Raw genomic sequence first — 22,488 nt, 5'->3', positions numbered from 1 at the left:
TTAGTTCAATAAGGAGTATATTATTTTAATCTTTAAACCGTTCTCATAATATTCCATTCTTCTAAAACTAAAGTTAATTTTCTGGAAATAGAATACTAAACATACTTCCACCTTTTGGATTTGTTTTATATTCTAACTTAGCTCCTAATAAATTCGCACTATCATTGGCGATCGCCAATCCAAGTCCCACACCTTTTTTATCAGAACGTTCTTTATTACCACGATAGAATTGGTCAAATATAAAGGGTATATCCTCTTCTGAAATACCGGATCCACTATCTTTGACGCAAATATAATTATCATCTATCATAATTTCTATGATTGAATTACTATACTTAATCGAGTTATCAATAAAAATATAAAGAATCTGCTCTATTAATTCTCTGTTACTATATACGGTTCCCTGACCTTTAATCGCTATATTCCTTTTGCTAATAACCTCGAATTTCTTTGCTATTCCTTTTGCTAATAAATCCAGCTGAATCGTATCGTTAATTATACTTCGTTTTTTTAAACTCGTTAAAAGCAACATAGGCTCTATTAAACCGTTCTTCATTCGATTAGTTTCTTCAATAATGTGTTCAATACTTTCTTTAGCAATTTCTGGATTTTCTAATCCCCATCGCTCCAATAATTTTCCATAACCTTCAATAATTGTAATTGGTGTTTTTAATTCGTGTGAAACATTAATGACAAAAGATTCTTGTCTCTTTATCATGTCTTTAATTTTAAGAATCATCGTATTAAATGCTATTACAATTTGACCTAACTCATCACGTTTATGTTTCAATACTATTTCCTTTAAATCTTCACTTTCCGTAATCTCGTTCATTGTATTGATAATTATTTTAACTGGCTTAAATAAAAAATGAATAAATGCATAGATACATATTGTCCCGAGTGTAATAATGCTAATTGTAACTTCTATTAAAACTTTTTGAAGGTGGATTAACATTTCATTGAGATCGCGATTGTAAAATGTAAATACAACAGAATAATCATTCGTTTTTTGGCTTATAGACATTCCCAATGATGTTATAAACGGCCCTAAATATCTGCTATACTTTTGGCCATTTATAACCTTATTCATTTTTTCTTCCTCACCTGGTCTACCACCATGAAATTCTTTTTTATATAAAACTTTATCTTTTTTATAAACAGTCATATACCCTTCATTAAAAAATAGTCCTGCACTTACATTACCTTTATCCCAATCTTCTAAAGTTATGTCATTCATTATATCTTTAAAATTATTCTCCATTTCAACAGAGCTTTGCGCTATAGCATGATTATAGGTCGTTATATAAATTGCAATACTACCAACTACTGTACATAGAATCAAAATACAACTAAAAACAAATACTAACTTCGTTTTCATTTTCATCAGATCATTCCTTCCATTGATAGCCACTACCCCGTATAGTTACTAATCGATTTTCTTGTAACTTCTTCCTTAGATAGCCTACATACACATCCACAATTTTGATTTCACCTTCAAAATCAATTCCCCACACGGCATTTAGAATTTGTTCTCTTGAAAGGACTGCGTTTCGATTACGTAAAAAATAACTTAATAATGAATACTCTTTTTCTGTTAGTGCTGTCTCCTTACCATTTTTCATAACCGATTTTTCTCTATAATTTACAAGTAATTCTCCAATTTGTTCCGTATTAGTCCATTTTCTATTTCTCAAAAAAGCTCTTATTCTCGCAAGCAATTCCTCTACAACAAATGGTTTTGTAACGTAATCATTTGCTCCATGATCCAAACCTTTAATCTTATCTTGAATCTGTCCCTTTGCTGATAACATTATTACAGGTAGTTCTGAATTGTACTTTCGAATCTCATTAATAACTTCCATTCCATCTAGGTTAGGCATCATAATATCTAACAAAACTAAGTCAAAATCATATTCATGCAAAATGCTTAACGCACTAAGTCCATCATAAACACAGTCTACATTGTAACCAGCGTGATTTAATTCAAGCTCTAATAATCGAGCAATCTTTACATCATCTTCTACAACTAAAATCCGTATTTCCATGTCATTCTCACTCCTTATGAATAATTGTACAAAAACTTTGTAAGAATTTGGTAAGAATGAATTGGAAATTTCAAATTAAAAAAATGATTAAACTAAAAAAGAGTTGCCGAAGCAACTCTTTTTGTTCAACTATTGCATCAGTTAGTTGAATAAGGAGGTTTAGTAATCTCGATTATAAAGCATCTACATATTGCTTAGCCTCTATTAATGAAAGACCTAAAACATTTCTAACTTCTTTAATCGCTTGAATTTCTTTTCCTTCTTTTAAAAGTTTACGCAATTCATCATTAATTGGATGTTCAGGTACTTCTAATACGTTAGCAACTTGGTCTAAAGTAGCCTTGATATTATTCAATCGCTTCTCTAGTTTATTAAGTTTATCAATAACAGTTGTAATAAGTACAAAAACAATGACTAACAATATTCCAATAAACATATATTCCATCTGAATCCCCTACCAATTTATAAAAATCTTTTCTTTATCTCTTTGCATATTATATCAGTTACTTAATTAAAAAAAGAGCTGTCGAAACAGCCTTTCGTGTTTGTACAACTAACACATGCGTTAGTTACATAGCATTTTATTTTCCAAAGAAAAAGAAATACAGTGCTAGAACATAAATACAAATATATACCCATGAACCTATTATCAATATAAAATTAAAACACCCTTTATCTTTTCTATTTAGAATTACATATAAAATAGCAAATATTACAACCAAAATAAATAATGGTGCTACTGCTAATTTCGAGATAAGTTCAGGAAATGACATTTCCATTAATTTATCATCCACATGATCCCCCCAGATGACAGTCGTTCAAATTGTACAACTAATGCATGCGTTAGTTGAATACATATTTTTAGGTCTACGCTATGTTACTTAAAATTTCTCTTTAAATCCTTTTCGATATAGAAAATTGGAATAAATAAAAATAATATACTTACTCCTAAATTAATTAAAGTAACGACGTCTAATGAAAATGGTAAGAAGTACAAAAGTAATATGCTAATTGGAATATTACAGATACCTAATCTAATTGAATAATACCCTAATAATTTCTGAGCTCGATCCCAAGCTTGTTGTGAAGACATTGAACGAAAGGTACGGTAACCGTAAAAATGATTTATATTCTTAGGAGCTCTTTTTTTATTCACTATCCCAATAATAATCATAAGAAAAGGAATTAATAAACTAATGACAAACGAAGATATATTTTCCACCCTCTCATCCCCATTTAAGATAATTTACTTCGAATACTAGCTTTTAAAAATTTCCATTATATGTAAATTTTAACACTAAAATTAAATTCATTCTAGATACAAACGAAGCAATTCTTATTAAACTAAACTGCCATTTTGTTGTATAAGAAAAAGCGATCTTCTATTGAAGAATCGCATGCTTTAGTTGAAGAAAACTTATTTTTGATTCAATAATGTTTCAATTGCAGTAATAAATTTTTCATCATCTTGTTCAGTCTTTCCTACAATCTCACTAGTTGTAAAACTTAAAACCTTTTTTTGTTTCTTATACAATGTAACACTGTATAACCAACCTTTTACATCATTGTCGTTGTTTTGTACAAGTTCAATTCCTTTAATATCTTTATAAAAATTTCTAATTGTCTGCTGATCCGTTATTTCGGTTTTCTTCCCATTCTGACCATTCGCTATTTCAATTTTCGTAACTTCACTTATTTTTGTATGTTTCAATTCTGAAAGACTTTTTTTATTTGCACTACATCCAATCAGTAATGAAAATACACTAATAAAGAGAAGCAAACTTATAATTTTTTTCATATATATTCCCCTTTATATATTGATAAGTTAATTATACCAACTAAACGATTTTTGTAATTTGGGGGAATTTCGACTTTTTTCATAGAATTTCCAATAATCCTTAAGCAACTAAACTGTCATTTAGTTGAACAAGATTATGTTCATAATTCTCAAGTTAAGTCCCTATATCCAAAAGAAAATTGGAGCTTAAAAAGCTCCAATTATTATTTAATAAACGCATGATTCAATTCTATATTGAGTAGTAAAACTACTATCAATTAAACGTTCTACATAACTTTCAAGTAGTGGATCCTTCCCAACTTCAAAATCAAAGGTTAATTTAATCAACTCCTTCCATTCATTTTTACACCACTTTCTTTCTATTATATATGTACCTCATTTTGTTCCTTTTCTTTTAGTTGATTCAGTAATTTTTCTTTAATGTAATCTTCGATAGATAAATTCAATTCATTAGCCAGATCACGTATTTGTTCTTTGATACTTTTTGGAATATAAATCGTAATACTTTCATTAACCGTTCCAATATGCACACCATTATACCTAAGTTGAACAATACCTTCTTTTAATATTTTTTCTAAAATTAAAATTGTTTCATAATATGTATCTATCAATTCTTTATCCATTTGAACAAATATCGGTTTAATTTTGAGGATTATTTTATATGAATCTCTTTCAATGTTGAAGTTTTCTGCCCCTATATAATTATAGATAAAATCAAAAACACGATATTCTTTACTATTTATACTGTTAGGAATTAATAATTCAAATCTAGCAAAGTCCTTTTTAGTAATCATTTCTACAAAGTTGACTTTTTTCTGGTGCGCGTAATCTTCACCATTTGGAATCTCAATAAGTTTTAAAAAGTTGTAACAATTAACCCAGCAATATTGTGTGCAATAAATATACAATATGGTAAAGTACTCCATAGCTAAACGGTTCATACACAAAAAGGAGTGTTACTATGTCCAATCAGTTTGACGATTTATTTAGAGCGAGTGGTTTTAAAGAAAGAGATTTCAGAAATATCTATTCCAATGTTAACGTGTCTGAAGGAGTTCAGAAAAATTCTGAATATGAGGATTTCTGCAAATTAAATATCTACCTAGATCGATCGATTTTTACTCACGATGTTTATGACAAGTTGGTTCATGATATCGTAGAATATCAACAAATAGACCTTTTTACAAGATTTAGTAAAGAACTGATATGGACAAAATGGCTTCACAGAAAGCTAAGGGAAATTAATCAAAAAGAGCGAAGTAATATTTAATATTCATGCCCTGCATCCTTAAATGGATACAGAGGTATTTTACGATTAGACCCTACACTTCGTTGTGTAAGGACTTTCTTTTTGATTTGGCTCTATCATTACTTGGCAAACTATCGAATGTGAAGATTGTCACAAATATTCATAATTCACACGTTTTTTATTTTGATTTTCCTTTATATTAATAATGTCATTGTGATACGTAAACAATAAAAACAAGAGGTGAGTTCATGGAAAAAGATAGTATCAATTATATGATCGACTTAGCTCTTAATATAAAGAAGATGTTAGAGGATAGTCTAACAAAGTATCTTGTTAGAGCATCATTAGCATCAATTTATATAGGTTTTGTCTTAATTGTGTGTGTAAAGTTAGCTGAATTGTTTCGAGTGAATAATCCTGCTTACACATCAATTGCATACCCTTTCGTTTTCGCAACTGCATTAGTTCTCATTATATATGGTGGTGGCGAATTATTTCGAGTAATACAATGTACCTGACTGTTGGGACATTATCGAAGAAAACAACGAAAGTGGATTTGCTGAAAAACTGGGCTGCTTGCTATTCTGGTAACCTAATTGGTGCATTAGTATTCGCAGGGTTATTCTACTTAACAGGTTCGACAAAAGACTTCGCTTCTGATAATTTCTTAAACGCAGTCGTTGACCACAAAATTCATGCATCGATGTTTCATATTTTTATGAAAGGGATCTTATGTAACTGGTTAGTGTGTCTAGCTTGTTTCATTCCAACTCGCATGAAAGACGATATGGCAAAAATACTACTGATCTTTTTACTCGTATTCGTCTTCTTCTTCTCAGGTTATGAGCATAGCATTGCAAACATGGATGTATTCGCTATTACAGCGATTTTACCGCACGAAGTAGCATTTACATTTGGCGACGTCTTACACAACTTAATTCCTGCTACATTAGGGAATATTATCGGTGGTTCGATAGGTGTTGGAATGGTTTACTTCTACTTAAATCATGAAAAGAAAGAACAAGAGCTAGAAAATAAAAAATCAAAATTTAAACGCGTTTCTTAAGTATTAACCTGCCTCCGAGTGTACGAAGGCAGGTTTATTACTTTTGCTTGTGATTAATGTACCGTTCTGTATGCATTTAGTAATCTAACAGCGTTCTCCACCCGCTCCTCAGATGGCGTTTCAATTCCTTCTAGTGGATATTCCAGACCAAGCGCTTTCCACTTATAGACACCGAGCTTATGATACGGTAAGACATCAATTTGCTCCACATTATTCAACGTGCCAATAAATTGACCAAGTTTTGTTAAGTCTTCCTTATTATCGGTAATGGTTGGAATCAGAACGTGCCGAATCCAAACAGGCACTTTTCGTTCTGATAATAATTGCGCAAAATCAATAATGTGGTTATTTGGCATCCCCGTTAATTTTAAGTGTTTTTTACGGTTAATGTGTTTTAGGTCCAGTAAGATGAGATCCGTATAATTTAATAACTCATCTAAGTTCTCCATATACGTTTTTGATTCCGCATTAAATGAACCACCCGACGAATCAATTGTTGTGTGAATCCCCTTTTTCTTACATTCTTTAAACAAGTCAATCAAAAACGGGATTTGGAGTAATGGTTCTCCTCCACTTACTGTGATGCCACCACCAGAAGGTTGAATGAATGGTAAGTAACTTTCCAATTCCTTCATGATTTCAGAAACCGTTACTTCTCTACCTGACCCAATCTCCCACGTATCTGCATTATGGCAAAATTGACAGCGCAGTAAACAACCTTGTGTAAAAACTACATAACGAATACCAGTTCCATCAACAGTGCCTAATGATTCAATTGATTGGATATTTCCATTAACCATATCATCCCTCCTTACAATGACTCGTGGAATGTTCGGTTAATAACATCAAGTTGTTGCTCTTTCGTTAACTTAATAAAATTTACCGCATATCCTGATACGCGAATCGTTAATTGAGGATACTCTTCAGGGTGCTCCATCGCTTCCATCAATGTCCCTTTATTTAATACATTTACATTTAAGTGGTGGCCGGATTTTATCGCATACCCATCTAAAATAGACACTAAGTTACCGATTTGCTGTTCTTGTTCTTTTCCTAACGCTTTTGGTTACAAAATTGTAGTTTGGAAGCAGCTCGCATTCTGTTAGATGCCGCGGTAGCTGCAGGTGCACCAGAAGATTGTATTCAATGGATTAAAGTACCTTCAATTGAAGCAACAAAACAATTGATGAACCATGAAGGTGTCTCACTCGTTTTAGCAACTGGTGGCTCAGGTATGGTGAAATCAGCATACAGTACAGGGAAACCAGCTCTAGGTGTTGGTCCTGGTAACGTTCCTTGTTATATTGAAAAGTCTGCTAATATTAAACAAGCATGTAATGATTTAATGCTGTCAAAAACGTTTGATAATGGGATGATCTGTGCTTCAGAACAAACAATCGTTGTTGATGAAGCTATTTATGACCAAGTAAAACAAGAGTTACTCGATAATAAGTGTTATTTTGCAAACCCAGAAGAGAAAAAGAAATTAGAAGGTCTCGTGATTAATGAAAATACTTGTGCGGTTAATGCCGATATCGTTGGTAAATCACCTTACGAGATTGCAACAAAAGCTGGTCTCGATGTTCCACAAGATACAAAAATATTGATTGTTGAATGTGAACATGTAGGGGAACCTTTAACGCGTGAAAAATTAAGTCCAGTGCTTGCAGCAATTAAAGGAAAAGACGAAGGAATTAAAACGTGTGACGAGATCTTACATTTTGGTGGTCTAGGACATTCTGCAGTTATCCATACAGGTTGTGAAGAAATCCAAAAGGAATTTGGATTAAAAATGAGAGCGTATCGTATTATCTTTAACTCACCTTCTACTCACGGTGGAATTGGAGATATTTATAATGCGTTTATCCCTTCACTTACATTGGGTTGTGGTTCATACGGCAAGAACTCTGTTTCTGCAAATGTTACTTCGACTCACTTGTTAAACTTCAAAAAATTAGGGAGAAGAAATACGAATATGCACTGGTTCAAACTACCGCCTAAAATTTACTTTGAAAAGTATTCAACTCAGTACTTAGAAGTTATGCAAGGCATTAAGAAAGCTTTAATTGTGACGGATGCAGCGATGGTCAAACTTGGTTATGTTGACGTCATAAAATACCACTTAGAAAAACAAGAAGAGAAAATTCAAATTGAAATCTTCTCCGATGTTGAACCTGATCCATCAGATGCGACAGTCTATAGAGGTGCAGAACGTATGCGTTCATTTGAACCAGACACCATTATTGCTTTCGGTGGTGGTTCAGCAATGGATGTTGCAAAAGGTATGTGGTTGTTCTACGAATACCCAGATACTGATTTAGAAGGACCAAAATTAAAATTCTTAGATATCCGTAAGCGTGCCTATAAATATCCACATCTTGGACGCAAAGCAAAATTCGTTGCCATTCCAACAACATCAGGAACTGGCTCAGAGGTAACACCGTTTACCGTTATTACAGATAAAGCGAAGAATGTTAAATACCCATTAGCTGATTATGAGTTAACACCAGATGTTGCGATCATTGACGGCCAATTCGTAACAACTGTTCCAAAGTCCATTACAGCGGATACTGGGATGGACGTATTAACTCATGCAATTGAGGCTTATGTTTCAGTCTTGGCGAATGACTATCCGGATGCGCTTGCAATGCAAGCAATCAAAATGGTCTTTACGTATTTACCAAGATCTTATAATGATGGTAACGACTATGAGGCTCGTGAGAAAATGCATAATGCTTATGCAATTGCAGGTATGGCATTTGCCAATGCATTCCTTGGAATCAACCATAGTTTGGCTCACAAAATTGGAGCGGAGTTCCACATACCACATGGACGTGCGAACACCATTTTAATGCCACACGTAATCCGTTACAATTCTCAAAAGCCGACTAAATTCGTGTCGTTCCCAAAAATATAAGTATTTCATCGCTGACCAACGTTATGCTGAAATTGCTCGCATGTTAGGGTTACCAGCTTCAACAACAGAAGAAGGCGTTGATAGCTTAATTAAGGCAGTCGTAAAACTAGGAAAAGAGTTAGGTATTGAAATGAGTATTCGAGCTCAAGGCGTCGATGAAAACGAGTTCCTAGAAAAAGTTTCGTATCTAGCTGACAAAGCTTTCGAGGATCAATGTACAACAGCGAATCTACGATTACCGCTTGTTAAAGAACTTGAAGAAGTTTACCTCAATGCTTATCGAGGATTCTAACTAATCAAAAAAGCAGATGGCTTACAATAGACTGCACCCCTTAAAGTAGATATTGAAAATTGGGCAACATTGATTTTAAGGGGTGCAGTCTATTTCTATCTGCTTTTTCTTATTCACATGCCGGATTTCGAGGGATTTTTTTGAATTCAATATCGCCCAAAAATCGATTCCTTATTGTGACAATCAGTACATGATTAGCTGTCCAGATAAATTGAGGGAAATTGTTTTCATCTACCATCATCGCTTGAAAGGTTTCACCAACCATACTTTCGAATTCCTCTTCTGTTAGACGATCACCGTTTTCGTATTCAAAATCCACCCAATCACATTTAAGTGTAAATTTGCTCATGCTCACACCCCTTGTTTATTTAAACAAGCATTAGTGTGTCACGATTTTCATGAATTATGTATTCCCTTCAACCAAGAATCACATTGGAGCAACATCTCATTTTCAGTTAATTTAAGAAAAAATGAATAGGAGTCTTACTTATTCATTTTCTTCGTTTCTTTGTGGTTAGTCCGACTTTTTCGTAATTACTCGTTTTCACCTTTACCGAAAACGGGAGATAGTCCTCGAAAAAAGATAAGTCGTTTTTATCCCATTTTTTATGGATGGCGCGAAGGAAATCGCCATTTCGTTCTTTCATCGCTTCATTTGTTAAAAGTGGTACGAGTTCAATGCTTTTTGATGAATCTTTTACAATTTCTTTGTTGAGCTTTTGAATGTCTTTCAGACCAAGTGGTTTGATTGTTTTGAGAAAATAATCTTTCACTTTTTCATAAAAACGTTCATACATGTTCTCACCAGCTTGGATTTGCCACTGGATCGGCAAGTCGAATAATAGTTGGTTTACCCCTTTTTTTTCACATTCTGTGTGAAGAATCTCATTTTTTGCTTTTAATAAGGTTGTTACGCGTCTCATCAGTTTTCCCCTTTCATCCTTTCGTTCAATACGCCATCATTATAAAGGAGAACAAACGTGGAAATGAAAAAACGCCCAAAAAATGGGCGTGTGTGCTACGACTGTCCAAAAATGGATGATAATCAGGACTTGTGGGATGTGGAATTATGTTTAGAATTCCCTCTTTTAGTACATCTATTCATTACTTTCGAATTTTTTTGGGGTGATCGAGTGCATCGAGTGCGATATCGACAATGAGAAGTAGCACGCGGGTTGTTTGGTAAATGGTTGCGGGTTTTAACAACGCTTCTGTGAACCGAAACGAAAACGCTGGTTCATTGAATAAGATGATTACGTGAGGTTTGTCTACGACGAAGAGTAAACTCGTTGGAGAGTGAATTGTAACAGCGTCCATTTTCTTTTGGATGAGTTGATATAGTAGTGGAATCGTCGGTCTTGTGGAGAGATTTCGTTGGTTGAGGATCTCACAACCAAGTAGTGCTACTTTCGTCAATGATTCTTGAAATCGAATGTCTTGTACGTCACTTGGGACCATCTTTTGGAGGACCGTTCGCAAATAGCAATACAATTCGTATCGGTCAAAGGATTGGTCGAACGCACTAAACTGGAACTTAGTTGGATGACCTGTTCGTTCACTGACGAACATAGCGTAATGCTCAGGGAGAGAAAGTGTTCGGTTCATCAGATGGTCTCCTTTCCTAGAATCCTTTTCATTTTACCAGTGTTCTATGAGGTAGATGGAAAATCAGTAGAATCCTTGCTTTTCTTCTCGTTACACCTAAGTTGATTTTATGGAGGTGAAGAAGTTGAAAAAAACAATGACGGTGCTTGCACTTGTTGCGATGTTGTCACTTAACGCATGCCCAAAGAGTCAAAAACTGCAGAAGAAAAGTTAGTGGGAACTCTATGCAACTACTTGGAATTTTAATCCAAAATTCGGGAAAAATAAGGACAACTTTAGAAGGAGGGATCTACCATGAAAATCGAACCACTTCTAGATTCAAATGAAAAAAACCTTCGAGACATGTTATTTCATACATCTGATTTTAAAACGAGTGATGTTAGAGCTGGTGAACATTGGTATCGTCTTTATTATTTGAACTCAATGGCTGAAAAGACCATAGTACAAGAACACATCATCCGCCCGTTACTTCATAACCATCACACGAGTGTTCGTGAAGCGGTCACAATTCTAGATTATCAAGAAACCGAATCGTTATTAGATGTATCAAAAGCACTAGTTGCAGGAAAAACAGTGGTTCAAAAAAATGGAGAAACCATCTGTTATCTATTAGACACTGAACTAACAAATGATCGTACCGTTTCAATTCCAATGAATGAACGTGTTTTACGCGGTTCTCATAAAGCGCTAAATGAAAATATCGATACAAATCTAAATATGTTACGCAAACAAGTGGAAACGCCAGATTTAATCGTAAAGAGTTACATAATTGGGCGTCGTTCAAATTCAAGAGTGTCAGTTGTATATCTTCATTCACTAGCAAATGATGTCGTCTTAATGGAATTGGAGAAAAAAATCGAAAGTATTGATATTGATTATATCGAGTCACCTGGTTTTGTTGAGGAATTAATTACGGATGATAAATTTTCTCTATTCCCAAAATTTCTCGTCTCTGAACGTCTAGACCGAATCCGCTCTTATTTAATGGATGGGAAAATTGCTGTTTTAACAGATGGGTCACCAGAATGTGTCATTCTTCCGGTCTCGTTTTGGTCCTTTTTCCAAACACCTGATGACTATCAAGTTGGTTGGATTGTTGGAAGCACGTTTCGTTTCCTTCGTATTTTTTGTTTCATCCTTGCCATTTCATTACCAGGATTGTATGTAGCACTCGTAACATTCGATCCACGAATTATCCCATTTGAAATTGCCTTGTCACTTAAAAGTTCAATGCAATTGGTTGCATTACCTCCGATTTTAGAAGCGTTAGTCATGCTTGTTACGCTCGAAATCTTACGCGAATCAGCCGTTCGACTACCAAGTCCGATTGGTCAAACAATTGGGGTGGTTGGTGGGATTGTTATTGGTACAATCGTTGTTCAAACGAATCTGATTTCAAATATGATGGTCGTCGTTACTGCGTTGACGGGAGTATCTTCTTTCATTATTCCTTCATACGAGATGAGCAATGTCACGAGACTCATAACCTATCCCTTCTTAATTATGGCGTCTATTTTTGGATTGATTGGGTTAGAGATTAGCTTCTTTTTGTTATTAACACATTTAGCACGGATTCACACGATCGGTATTCCTTATTTTTATGCGTGGTTTACCAAAGATGCGATAAAAGATACCCTATTTCGAGCACCGATTAGACGTCTAAAAAAACGATCAATCGAAAGTGTCGCAAAAGATATGACGAGACTAAATAATCCGAAGGAGTAGTTGACAATGATTCATCTGAAGAAGATTTCAATTAATCAACTTATATGCCTTGTGATTACAACACAAATAGGCGCTCATGTCTTATCTATACCTTACGCCGAATCTCGCCATACAGGTCATGATGCATGGATATCTGTTCTGGTCGGAGGTCTGTTCTCACAAGTAGTTATCCTTGTGATTTATCAACTTGGTAAACGTTATCCTACATTAACATTTCAGCAGTATATCTATCAAATTATTGGAAGACCAATTGGTGTCATTTTAAACTTTTTATTTGCCCTTTTTTGCGCCCAGAATTGTATCATTGTTGTGATTACTTACTCAGACATCCTTCATCGGTGGATGTTGTATGAAACACCTTGGATTGCACTTGTCGGTTTATCATTTCTGATGGCAGCCTACACCGCATCTTCTTCACTACGGAGTATTTCGACTGTTTCACAATCCGTACTCACATTACTTGTTATTTGTGCGGTGATTATCATCATAAGTGGCCTAGGTAAAGGGAGTTGGCTTCATCTCTTACCGTTTGGCACACATGGAATCGTGGCAGTCTTAAAGGACTCGATACCAACATTTTCGGCGTATACTGGATTTGAAATACTTCTATATGTTTTTCCATTTGTACAGTGTAAAAAAAAGATTGAGATATTATTTGCAATGACTTTGGCAAACGGAATTACAACATTCTTTTATCTATTGATCACCATCATCGTCACCTATAATTTTAGCGAAACCCAATTGAATACTATTACAGAACCAATGGTGTTCATTCTACGTAAATTCAGGTGGCCTGTCGTTCAAAGTTTAGATATCGTCTTCATGACGATTTGGCTATCTATCATAACGGCAACCGTCTATGTATATTTGTTTATGTCCGCGCGTTATATTGCAAACATACCAAAAAAAGAAATCAATCGTCATTCTTTATTGGTTTGGTTGATCGCAGGTTTTGCCGTTGTCATTTCTTGCTTTTGCGCTGATAGACAACGAATTTTTCATTACTCCGATGTTCACAATGTTCTTTCTTTTATCATGATCGTCGTACTACCAACGTTTCTTTTGCTAGGATCGATTATACGAGAAAAGGTGGCTAAAGGATGAAAAAAACTGCCATTTTACTATTGTTATTACCACTTTTAACGGGTTGTTGGGATCGCTTACCTTTAAGAAAATTACAATTTGTCGATATTGCAGGACTCGATTGGAATGAAACGAATCGTGAAGTCGAATTAAATTATGTCATCACCAACATAAAAAGTACTGGTGTAGGTTCAGGTGAACCAGTTTCTGAGACGATTATATTAAAAGGGGCTAATGTTGTTGAAGCAATCAGTGAAGGAGAGTATATCGATCAAGCGCCTTTTTTAGGAATCAGCACAGAGATTTATTTAATGAGTGATTCGTTTGTGAAAAACGATCCAATTTCGAAACTTAATTTTTTACTACATGCACCGTATTCGTCGATTAACACACCGGTTGTTGTGTTCAAGGGGGACTTAGCAACATTTTTAAAAACAACTCCGAAACAGAATGGAAATTTCACTGATAATTTTTATTCCTTTAATTTGGCGTTAAATAAGAATAGTATCCTTCCTAGTGTGACGATGATGCAATTAATAGAATCGAAAGAAGATGAATTAGCAAATCTTGCTATTCCTGTTATGAAGCAAAAAGAGCAAGGTTCAGAATTAGATGGTGCGCTGTTATTTAGTCATGGAAAAAATACTGATGTAGAGCTCAATAAAGAACAATTGCGTATGTGGATGCTGCTAACCGGGAATGAAAAAGGAAGACAACGATATAGTGGTAAATTAGATAAAGTTAGTAAGGAAAAGAATGTTTATCGTAGTTACAGCTTTTCATTAAGAAAAGCAAATTCAACGATACGTGTGATACCACAATCAAAAAGACCACCAAAAGTGACGATCGATGCTAACATCGACATCAATGGTATCGATTTAGGAAAAGAATATCACCAACTTGATGCAAAATATGTGAATAAAATCGAAAAAGAATTAGGTAATCAATTAGACCAAAAAGCATTAGAGACGATTCAAATCATGCAAAAAGCGAATTGTGATTTGATTGGAATAGGCCAAAGGATTAAGGCGTTTCACCCGAAAATTTGGAAAAATTTAAATTGGGAAACGGACTATCCTAAAATGAAGATCGAGCCACATTTCAAGGTTCACATCTTAAATGTTGATCGAATGTAAAATCCTCCTATCTTCTGGTAATCTGGATTGTTCTGCTCATGCAGAAAAAGGAGTCGATGATCATCGACTCCTGAATTTGTTTAACTATCACTCGGTACTTATGAATCTTATTTTATAAAAATAATCCAACGATTGTCCCTGTCATTACGGAACCCATTGTTGCAACTAACAGTACTTTTAACCCCATCTTTGCCATAACTTTTGATTGGTTGCCATTGATAGCCTGTAAGCAACCTAAAATAATTCCGATTGAAGAGAAGTTGGCAAATGATACTAAGAATGCTGACACGATGCCGACTGTTTTATGTTCTAAATGAGGGATCATCTTCATGAAATCCAACATTGCCACAAATTCATTTGCAGAAACTTTAGTCCCCATTACTGAACCTGCACGTAAAATTTCAGAATGGTCAATGCCCATCATGTAAGCTACTGGCGCGAACACATAACCGATAATCTCTTGAAACGTCATTCCGATTGTTGCGTTTAAGATATAGTTGATACCAGCAAGTAAGCCAATGTAAGTGATTAACATTGCGCCTACGATTAACGCTGTTTTCCCACCTAATAGAGCCCAGTTGCCAATTGCTTCGAATAATGATTTTTCAGGAATCATTTCTTTGATGTCGATTTCATCTTCTTTACCTTCTACTTTTACTGGTGCTACGATTGAACTCATGATCAGTCCAGAGAATACGTTGATAGGTAGTGCTACTAGTACGAACTCTGCAGGAATCATTTGCATATATGCCCCTAAGATCGAGCAAGATACCGCTACGAGTGAAGATGTTACGACTACAAATAATCGGTTTGGTGATAATTTGTGAACTTGAGATTGTACTGAAAGAATTGCAGTTGTATCCCCGAATACCATTGAGTTAACTGCTACGAATGATTCGATTTTTGGTAATCCTGTAATTTTTGATACGGCACCACCGATGTATTTAATGGCTAGTGGCAAGATTCTTGTATAGGTTGCGATTCCTAATAATGCTGTTACGAAAATGATCATCATTAAAACGTTTACAAAGAAATAACCTTTTGTTGATAAATCACCGAAAACAAATGATATCCCTTCATGTCCGAAAGATAAAATTTTGTTAAATACGTTTACAACTTTTTGTAAAACTGCTTTTCCGATTGATGTGTTAAGCATGAACCAAGCAAGCCCAAACTGAATCCCAGCCATCACTACTATTCCACGATAGTTGATGTTTTTCTTATCATTTGACATTAAAAATGCGACACCTAGTAATATACCGATTCCTAATATTGCAATTAGTATTGACATGTTGCTCCTCCTCTAAGTTGTTTTATCGTTGATATCTGATTTGTTCGTCTAATAATTCAACATGCTTTTCAATAAGATTGATTAAAGTTAAGATTGCATAAACTTGTTCATGATTATGATTCGACTTCGCTCGTTTTAAAAGGTCTTGTAGCATCCCTTTATGAGTGATGTTGTCCTGTTTTATTTCATAAAGCATTTTCTTAATCATTTTTTGTTCTCCCTATAAAAACAACTGAACTACTTTCATCCCTCCATATACACCTACGATTCCGCAAATTGCACTGAATACTGGTGGTGCTGGTATTGGTAATTTCAATAATGTGAAAGCGATTCCACAAATTAATCCAGCGATTAAACTCATTAAAATTTCTTGCATAGCCGTAAAACCTCCTAGATTTTTGTAATTTATTTAAATGCCGTATAAGGAGTACTCACTTCGGACTGTTTGGTAATTGTTTGTGATATATTTCACATGAAGGGATAAAAGATATCCCCTTCAATGACTATATAGTAAAACGAATTTAACTAAATGTATATAGGTGAACAAAATGTTGTTCAATTCAGTTTATTTTAAGGAATTTTTTTCTGTTTTTAAATTAACAACTTCATTTTTTGTTTTTTAAGTAAGCAAATTCAGACGACCTAAACAAAATAAGTAAGCGTTTTTATAAAAGATAAAAAAGATCGTAATTTCCACGACTTTTTTTGATTCCTTTCACTTGCGAAATGGAGCAATCATGTCAAAAAACGCTCTGGCTGTATCGGGTAGCTTTTCTTCACTTAAGAAGTTGGAGGTGAAACGGAAAAATTCCCCACCACTTGTGAATGTGTGCGCATCAAAGCAAATGTACGAACTGTTATCTACCATTCGTTTGATCACGTGCACGTCTTTCTTTCTTCTCCTATTCCGAGATTGCGTTAAGAATTGGTCCGTTAAATCTCCGCTTGTTTTCGTTTTTGGGAAGAGTTGGTGCAAAAAAAAACTCAGACGTTGAACGTTTTGCTAACGAAGATGGATAAAAAAGTGCTTCCTGGTACACCATGCTGAATGTGCTCGTTTAACATCGTAGTTGCAAAAGCAAAACGCTCTTCGCCTGTTAAATCCGGATAGGGATTTTCCATCATCAGCGTTTTTACCTGTGGTAAATAGTCAGTGGAATGCATCCGTTGAAGTTGATAATAGCTGACAAGTGACGTTGCAGTGTGTTTGCCGATTTCTTTTAAGTTCATCCAAGTGCGCCATTATCAATCCAAGCAGAAACTCGTGAAGAAGCAATCGCAACATTACTATAATGCTCATGTCGTTGTTTCCCACTAAGTTGTGCATAGATATGCTAATGTTTCTAAAGCCCAAAGAAGACCTGTATGTGGGGACTTATTAAAAATAGAGTCAATTTTATCTTGAAAGAATCTGCACGACCAGAGACACCCATAATGTCAGAAGCAACAGAAGAAAGTTTAATATTGGCACACTCAAGATCATACGCTAGTCAGCGATTCTACTACAATGATCAACGGCATCAAACAGCCGATCTTTTTATTCAACTTAAGCATGCGTTACTTGAATAAGAAACATAATCATATATGCAAATGTATAATCATAACGGTTTCCAGGTCGGGCCCTTAATATCTTCTTGATTTGGTTTTCTTACAAACTTAATACTGCCTTCATCACAAGCCCCAAATTTAATAAAATTTTGTTGTGCTTGTTTTAATGAAACCTCATTTGCACCACCTTCATAATCAGGATCACGGTATTAAACTCCATCGTCTTCCCAAAAACAAATACCGCAAATATCATATGTTCCTGGTGGTTCTTCATCTAATGTTTTATACCCACAACAAGGACAAGTATATTTCATGAACTTCACCTCTATTTAAGAAATGCAATGCGTTAGTTGAACAATAAATTATGATTTTCTTACCATTTTAGCGATATTTCCTAATAAAAAAACATCTCGATAAGTAAAAGGTACAGCTTGTTTTGTACCTATCTACTTAAATGGGAATATATCAAAAACATCTATTTCTTTATGTGAAAATCATTATGCTATTAGTACACTGAATTCATGAACCCAAACTATCATTTTCGATAACCACAGCATCTTTTAATGAATTACAAGAATAGATTGTTTTTTCGTATTGCGATCGCACCAGATAATACCTTCCTTACCTCTTCTTCCATTGTTACTATTCTTTCAATTGAACAAGTTTTTGGCTGTAAAACTGATGTCATTTTCATTTCCTCCAATTCTATTAATAATTAATAAGTGAAAAAATGCCCGCCTATTGGCGGGCCATGCTATTTTAGTTGAAATCCGAATGTAGCAGTTAACATTTAGACTTGGATTAACGCACTCCGTATGCTCTAATAGTAGTTTGCTCAATCTGACTACCATTAGCGTCCCATGCCTTGATTTTCAGAGACACATAACCAGATACTGGATTTTTCACAGTCACAGTGTATTTACCATCAATATTTTGTACCTTTGCATTGCTCCAAGTGTTACCATCATCGTTAGATACTGAAACCTCTAAACCACGCATGTCTGGGATCGCACCTGATTGAAGAGCGAACGATAGATCGAAATGGTCGCTGATACCACCTTTTGCATTGTTCTCCCCATCAAGCTTAATGTCATATTTCGGCCACAATACCGCTAAGTCTTCCTTCCCATTAGCTGGTCGAACTGACTTGAAAGTCCATGCAGTGCTTGTCATTGTAGACAGTGGAGACCACATAGATTGCTTCGTGTTCATAACAACACGGTACGTTGCTGGGTCAGGACTTACGACCACTGGTTTTGAATTCGAGAAATAGTAACCGTCTGTGATCAGCTTCCCGTCCTTGAACAACTGCACATTCGCGGTGTCGTCTTGCCATGCGAAATCACCCCAATGGGTAGACTCGCTATCACCAAACTCATGATTGTTGATGATGAATTTATCTCCCTCGCGGTACGCTAATACGTACTGAGACTGACCGATTGCAGCACCCAACCAAGTCTGTTCACGCTTATCACCGGCTTGATAAGTCCATACCGCGTCCTGCACATGTTGGCCGATATTTTTTGGGTTTGGATAGACCATTTGGAACCAACCCATCTTGTCCATAGTCGGCCACTTGCTACCAGTAGAGTACCATTCCTCCCTATCTAGCGGAGCGTCAATCCAATTTACGATTTGGATTATGCCAAGTTCTTGTGGACGAATTGCCGACATCGTCTCACCAATTTTTTTACCCTTAGATCCACGGTAATGGTTCGTTACGATCGCAGAGTTTTCTGCAGTCACTTCATCGCTTGGATCTTCTGGGATTACACCAGGAACCATCATTGAGATGTTATATACGTATGGGCTGTTTGCGATTCCTCTTAGGTCGATTAAAGTTGGACCGTTTGCAATTCGGTTAAGTAGTTCAGTTCCATCTACTTGCCCAAGCGTATAGGCAGGAATACCGATATTATCAGCTATTTTTACGCTAACAGCGTAAATTCCAGGTCTGTCGCTAACTAAGACCACCGCTGCTGCACCAGCATTTTGCAAAACTTTAATTTGGTTGGCTGGGCCCTGATTATCATCACGAGTAACGACCGCAATCTTTCCACTAACGTCCTTACCAATCAGGTCCTCCGGCAATGCCTTACCTACATTTAATGCTTTTAGATTCTTATGTCCGTCTAATCTAGGTACAAAACCTACTGGTTCTAAAGGGAGTGTTCCACCTTGTCCGGTTCCACCTAATCCGTCATAAGATGCCTTGATTACAGGGGCATACCTGCGTTGCTGGAAGTCATACTCAAACGTCCCTGCACCATCCGGCAATGGCTTTGTCGGAACTACATAAACGTGATCCCAAATTGCGCTATTTCCTCCCTTCATGTAGCTAACTCCACCTTGGACGCCAATAAATGTTTGACGGAAGCCGATTTTGAATCCTCCCTGCTCTGATTCCTTAGGCGTCGAGATCTTGACCTCATTACCTAACCTAGCATCCAGCGTAATTGTCTTAGGCTCATCAAGCTTCAACTCCACCAGTGACTCACCTGCAAGAGTATAGTTCTCGGTAATCATAGTATTATAGTCCATTGTGAAAATTGTTCCCACCATCGAATAACGTCCTGGCGTTAATTGGAGACTCGTATCTTGCCCAACTGAAGGGTAAACCGCTGTGAATTTCCCCGTGTCGAGGTTAGTAACTGCAATTTCCCCCAGTCCTTTCTTTCCGTTTCGATCAATCACTTGAAGGTTTACCTTAACTGTTGGTTCAGTCTTCGTAACACCAATAGTCGTGTTGATTGTTTTATTGTCACTTGAAGTAGCCGTAACCACAACTTTATGATCCGCAACAGTGCCTAGTGCTGGATTTATTGTCACGCTCACCTCACTGCTACCATGTGCTGGAACTGTTACCGTTGATTTATCTAGTGTGAACATTCCAGTGGGGTCTATATTTAAAGTTTCATTCATGGCATCCAATTTAAGATTCAATGTCACATCTTGATCAGATGGGTTAACATATTTAAACGTTTTTACTTTTGGCTGATCTTTTACACTAACAGCTCCCATACTGACGACTGCAGGACTACTATAAACGTTGGCATCCAAGGCATTCGCAATATTAACACGTCCACCACCTTGTTGATATGGTGTGTAGCGGATATTCAATGTACCTGTATCAGCTAAAACCTGCTTAATATGATCTCCAGTCCAATCTGGATGTCTTTGTTTTAGAATTGCTGCAGCACCGGCTACGTGTGGCGTAGCCATTGATGTACCGCTAATTGTAGTATAGTAATTTCCGACAACTGGTCCTAAATTGGTTCCTGCAGCACGAGCAGCTGTGATTGATACTCCTGGCGCAGTAACTTCAGGTTTAACATTGAAATTGTTAATAAGCGGACCACGGCTTGAGAAGCTCGCCAAAAATCCAGTTTCAGTTTTGTCAACTGCCCCAACGGTTAATGCTTTTGCAGCTGCTCCAGGTGCACTTACTGTCCCCTTTTTGTTTCCTGCATTTCCTGCAGCAATGACAAATAATGTGTTACTAGATTCACTTAAATTATTTACCGCTTGGCTTATTGGATCCGTTCCGTCGCTCGGATCAGTTCCACCTAAGCTCATGCTGACAATATCAGCTTTTTCTTGAACGGCCCATTGCATACCAGCGATAACTCCCGAATCAGAACCTCCACCTTCATTACCAAGTACCTTTCCAATTAAAAGGTCTGCACCTGGAGCTACCCCTTTGTATTTACCACCAGCAGCTGCACCCGAACCTGCAATCGTTGAAGCAACGTGCGTACCGTGCCCGTGGTGATCGACAAAATCTTCACCCGGTACAAAGCTCTTTGTTTCCTTAATAACATCTTTTACATCAGGATGAGTCGGATCAACCCCTGTGTCTAAGATGGCTACTTTAACGCCTTTTCCATTGTATCCTGCAGCCCAGGCTGTAGGCGCTCCAATACGTGGAACACTCGTGTCAAGTGCTGCATGTACTGGCTTGTCCAACCAAATCTTTTTTAAACCTTCTGTAAGCTCAGGTTTAGATTGCTTTGTAATATCCTCTCCATCAACAGCATTCCAGAACTTCTTAGCGTGTTTTTTATCTGCTTTTACTGCAACTGCATTAACACTAGTAAGATCGAATGTTTTCGTTGCTCCTGTCGTTACAGCTTCCTCAGCTGATTGACTAACAGCTGAATCGTTTCCTGACTCTTCTGTGACAATTAATGGAATACTTGATTGATGCGAGTCATCATAACCATACTCAATCAATTTTGTTATGTTAAACAAAGCCTCATCCATTGCGTTAGTTGCCAGAAATGGCGTCGCTGAATCAGGAATCAGATAATAATCACCATCAATCGTTTTTTCAGTAAATGAGACTTGGTTGCCGTCTTCACTTGGTGCAAGTGTCGCAACCATCGTTCCGTCACTGTGCTTATCTACTGTTACAACGTCCCCTGTGACAAGCGTAATCTTGTGCTGCTCAACTGTCTTAGAATCTTCCTTAGACTGAGTCGCCATAACAGTAGGATTTTCGATAGCCGTGTCATCATTGGCAAATGTATTACCAGTACTTGTCCCTAAAAGGACTGCGGAAGCTAGGCCTGCGGTCATTACACTAATCATTTTCTTATTACTTCGTTTCCCCATTTAAACTCTCCTTCTCCTCACAAAAATGTAGATTAATTTATTTGTAAAAATGTAAAGATTTGTGCAAATGACTTAACCTCACATTTAATACACTGACATGTATTTCAACATAATACTAT

Annotated in this window: 19 protein-coding genes and 4 pseudogenes; 6 read left to right on the top strand and 17 right to left on the bottom strand. The window is 36.1% G+C overall.

The features are described 5' to 3' along the window. Positions 1-73: 73 nt before the first annotated feature. From V5E38_RS01515 to V5E38_RS01485, 7 genes are all read right to left on the bottom strand, one after another. Positions 74-1,384 (bottom strand): sensor histidine kinase, encoded by a 1,311-nt coding sequence (locus tag V5E38_RS01515; RefSeq protein ID WP_499211934.1) that lies wholly within the window; start codon positions 1,382-1,384, stop codon positions 74-76. Between the two features lie 4 nt (positions 1,385-1,388). After that, on the bottom strand, positions 1,389-2,045 hold the full coding sequence (locus V5E38_RS01510; RefSeq protein ID WP_499211933.1) for a response regulator transcription factor: 657 nt from the start codon (positions 2,043-2,045) through the stop codon (positions 1,389-1,391). Between the two features lie 172 nt (positions 2,046-2,217). Further along, positions 2,218-2,490: a ribosomal protein L7/L12 gene (locus V5E38_RS01505; RefSeq protein WP_499211932.1), complete on the bottom strand. Its 273-nt coding sequence runs from the start codon at positions 2,488-2,490 to the stop codon at positions 2,218-2,220. A 136-nt stretch (positions 2,491-2,626) separates the two neighbouring features. Then, a complete protein-coding gene (locus V5E38_RS01500; protein WP_499211931.1) occupies positions 2,627-2,839 on the bottom strand; it encodes a hypothetical protein in 213 nt (70 codons plus the stop codon). 83 nt (positions 2,840-2,922) lie between these two features. Next, complete coding sequence (locus V5E38_RS01495; RefSeq protein ID WP_499211930.1) at positions 2,923-3,267, bottom strand: SdpI family protein; 345 nt, start codon at positions 3,265-3,267, stop codon at positions 2,923-2,925. Between the two features lie 195 nt (positions 3,268-3,462). Next, the gene (locus V5E38_RS01490) at positions 3,463-3,843 is read right to left on the bottom strand and encodes a hypothetical protein (RefSeq protein ID WP_499211929.1); all 381 of its coding nucleotides are present in this window, start codon (positions 3,841-3,843) and stop codon (positions 3,463-3,465) included. A gap of 362 nt (positions 3,844-4,205) precedes the next feature. Beyond that, the gene (locus tag V5E38_RS01485; protein ID WP_499211928.1) at positions 4,206-4,751 is read right to left on the bottom strand and encodes a hypothetical protein; all 546 of its coding nucleotides are present in this window, start codon (positions 4,749-4,751) and stop codon (positions 4,206-4,208) included. Positions 4,752-4,804: 53 nt separating this feature from the next. On the opposite strand from V5E38_RS01485, the gene V5E38_RS01480 reads away from it, so the two are divergent. Both V5E38_RS01480 and V5E38_RS01475 read left to right on the top strand, forming a co-directional pair. Beyond that, positions 4,805-5,113 (top strand): hypothetical protein, encoded by a 309-nt coding sequence (locus V5E38_RS01480; protein ID WP_499211927.1) that lies wholly within the window; start codon positions 4,805-4,807, stop codon positions 5,111-5,113. A 227-nt stretch (positions 5,114-5,340) separates the two neighbouring features. After that, positions 5,341-6,158: pseudogene (locus tag V5E38_RS01475) on the top strand (formate/nitrite transporter family protein). 53 nt (positions 6,159-6,211) lie between these two features. On the opposite strand, the gene pflA reads toward V5E38_RS01475, so the two are convergent. Together pflA and V5E38_RS01465 are read right to left on the bottom strand one after the other, a co-directional pair. Next, positions 6,212-6,958: a pyruvate formate lyase-activating protein gene (gene pflA / locus V5E38_RS01470; RefSeq protein ID WP_499211926.1), complete on the bottom strand. Its 747-nt coding sequence runs from the start codon at positions 6,956-6,958 to the stop codon at positions 6,212-6,214. A gap of 11 nt (positions 6,959-6,969) precedes the next feature. Further along, positions 6,970-7,224, bottom strand: a pseudogene (locus V5E38_RS01465) (glycine radical domain-containing protein); the annotation flags it as partial. Between the two features lie 3 nt (positions 7,225-7,227). On the opposite strand from V5E38_RS01465, the pseudogene adhE reads away from it, so the two are divergent. Further along, a pseudogene (adhE, locus tag V5E38_RS01460) lies at positions 7,228-9,367 on the top strand (bifunctional acetaldehyde-CoA/alcohol dehydrogenase); the annotation flags it as partial. A gap of 109 nt (positions 9,368-9,476) precedes the next feature. On the opposite strand, the gene V5E38_RS01455 reads toward adhE, so the two are convergent. Both V5E38_RS01455 and V5E38_RS01450 read right to left on the bottom strand, forming a co-directional pair. Then, positions 9,477-9,716 carry a hypothetical protein gene (locus V5E38_RS01455; RefSeq protein ID WP_499211925.1) on the bottom strand — a complete coding sequence of 80 codons (240 nt, stop codon included), beginning with the start codon at positions 9,714-9,716 and terminating at the stop codon, positions 9,477-9,479. 142 nt (positions 9,717-9,858) lie between these two features. Beyond that, positions 9,859-10,290, bottom strand: coding sequence for a hypothetical protein (locus tag V5E38_RS01450; RefSeq protein ID WP_499211924.1), 432 nt, complete (start codon positions 10,288-10,290; stop codon positions 9,859-9,861). 976 nt (positions 10,291-11,266) lie between these two features. Between V5E38_RS01450 and V5E38_RS01445 the strand changes: the two genes are divergently transcribed. The 3 genes from V5E38_RS01445 to V5E38_RS01435 are packed head-to-tail and all read left to right on the top strand — an operon-like array spanning position 11,267 to position 14,916. Next, complete coding sequence (locus tag V5E38_RS01445) at positions 11,267-12,697, top strand: spore germination protein (RefSeq protein WP_499211923.1); 1,431 nt, start codon at positions 11,267-11,269, stop codon at positions 12,695-12,697. Between the two features lie 6 nt (positions 12,698-12,703). Further along, positions 12,704-13,801, top strand: a complete 1,098-nt coding sequence (locus V5E38_RS01440) for a GerAB/ArcD/ProY family transporter (protein WP_499211922.1) — start codon at positions 12,704-12,706, stop codon at positions 13,799-13,801. Further along, positions 13,798-14,916 (top strand): Ger(x)C family spore germination protein, encoded by a 1,119-nt coding sequence (locus tag V5E38_RS01435; protein ID WP_499211921.1) that lies wholly within the window; start codon positions 13,798-13,800, stop codon positions 14,914-14,916. Before V5E38_RS01440 ends, V5E38_RS01435 begins: the two co-directional genes overlap by 4 nt. 112 nt (positions 14,917-15,028) lie before the next feature. Here V5E38_RS01435 and V5E38_RS01430 read toward each other — a convergent pair whose 3' ends face one another. The 6 genes and pseudogenes from V5E38_RS01430 to V5E38_RS01405 all read right to left on the bottom strand — a co-directional run bounded on the left by V5E38_RS01430 (position 15,029) and on the right by V5E38_RS01405 (position 22,369). Continuing rightward, the gene (locus V5E38_RS01430) at positions 15,029-16,207 is read right to left on the bottom strand and encodes a NupC/NupG family nucleoside CNT transporter (RefSeq protein ID WP_499211920.1); all 1,179 of its coding nucleotides are present in this window, start codon (positions 16,205-16,207) and stop codon (positions 15,029-15,031) included. Positions 16,208-16,229: 22 nt separating this feature from the next. Then, entirely contained in the window at positions 16,230-16,415 is a 186-nt protein-coding gene (locus V5E38_RS01425) for a hypothetical protein (RefSeq protein WP_499211919.1), read from the bottom strand. Between the two features lie 12 nt (positions 16,416-16,427). Continuing rightward, a complete protein-coding gene (locus V5E38_RS01420) occupies positions 16,428-16,583 on the bottom strand; it encodes a XapX domain-containing protein (RefSeq protein ID WP_499211918.1) in 156 nt (51 codons plus the stop codon). A gap of 608 nt (positions 16,584-17,191) precedes the next feature. Beyond that, positions 17,192-17,437 (bottom strand): hypothetical protein, encoded by a 246-nt coding sequence (locus V5E38_RS01415; protein WP_499211917.1) that lies wholly within the window; start codon positions 17,435-17,437, stop codon positions 17,192-17,194. A 368-nt stretch (positions 17,438-17,805) separates the two neighbouring features. Continuing rightward, positions 17,806-18,069: pseudogene (locus tag V5E38_RS01410) on the bottom strand (CPCC family cysteine-rich protein). 487 nt (positions 18,070-18,556) lie between these two features. After that, a complete protein-coding gene (locus V5E38_RS01405) occupies positions 18,557-22,369 on the bottom strand; it encodes a S8/S53 family peptidase (RefSeq protein WP_499211916.1) in 3,813 nt (1,270 codons plus the stop codon). Positions 22,370-22,488 lie beyond the last annotated feature (119 nt).

Origin of the sequence: Rossellomorea sp. GAMAL-10_SWC, from assembly GCF_049568075.1 — a bacterium.
Taxonomy (GTDB): domain Bacteria; phylum Bacillota; class Bacilli; order Bacillales; family Bacillaceae_G; genus Gottfriedia.
Note: the sequence above shows the minus strand (reverse complement) of the source record. Positions and strands in the feature narration are given on the sequence as shown.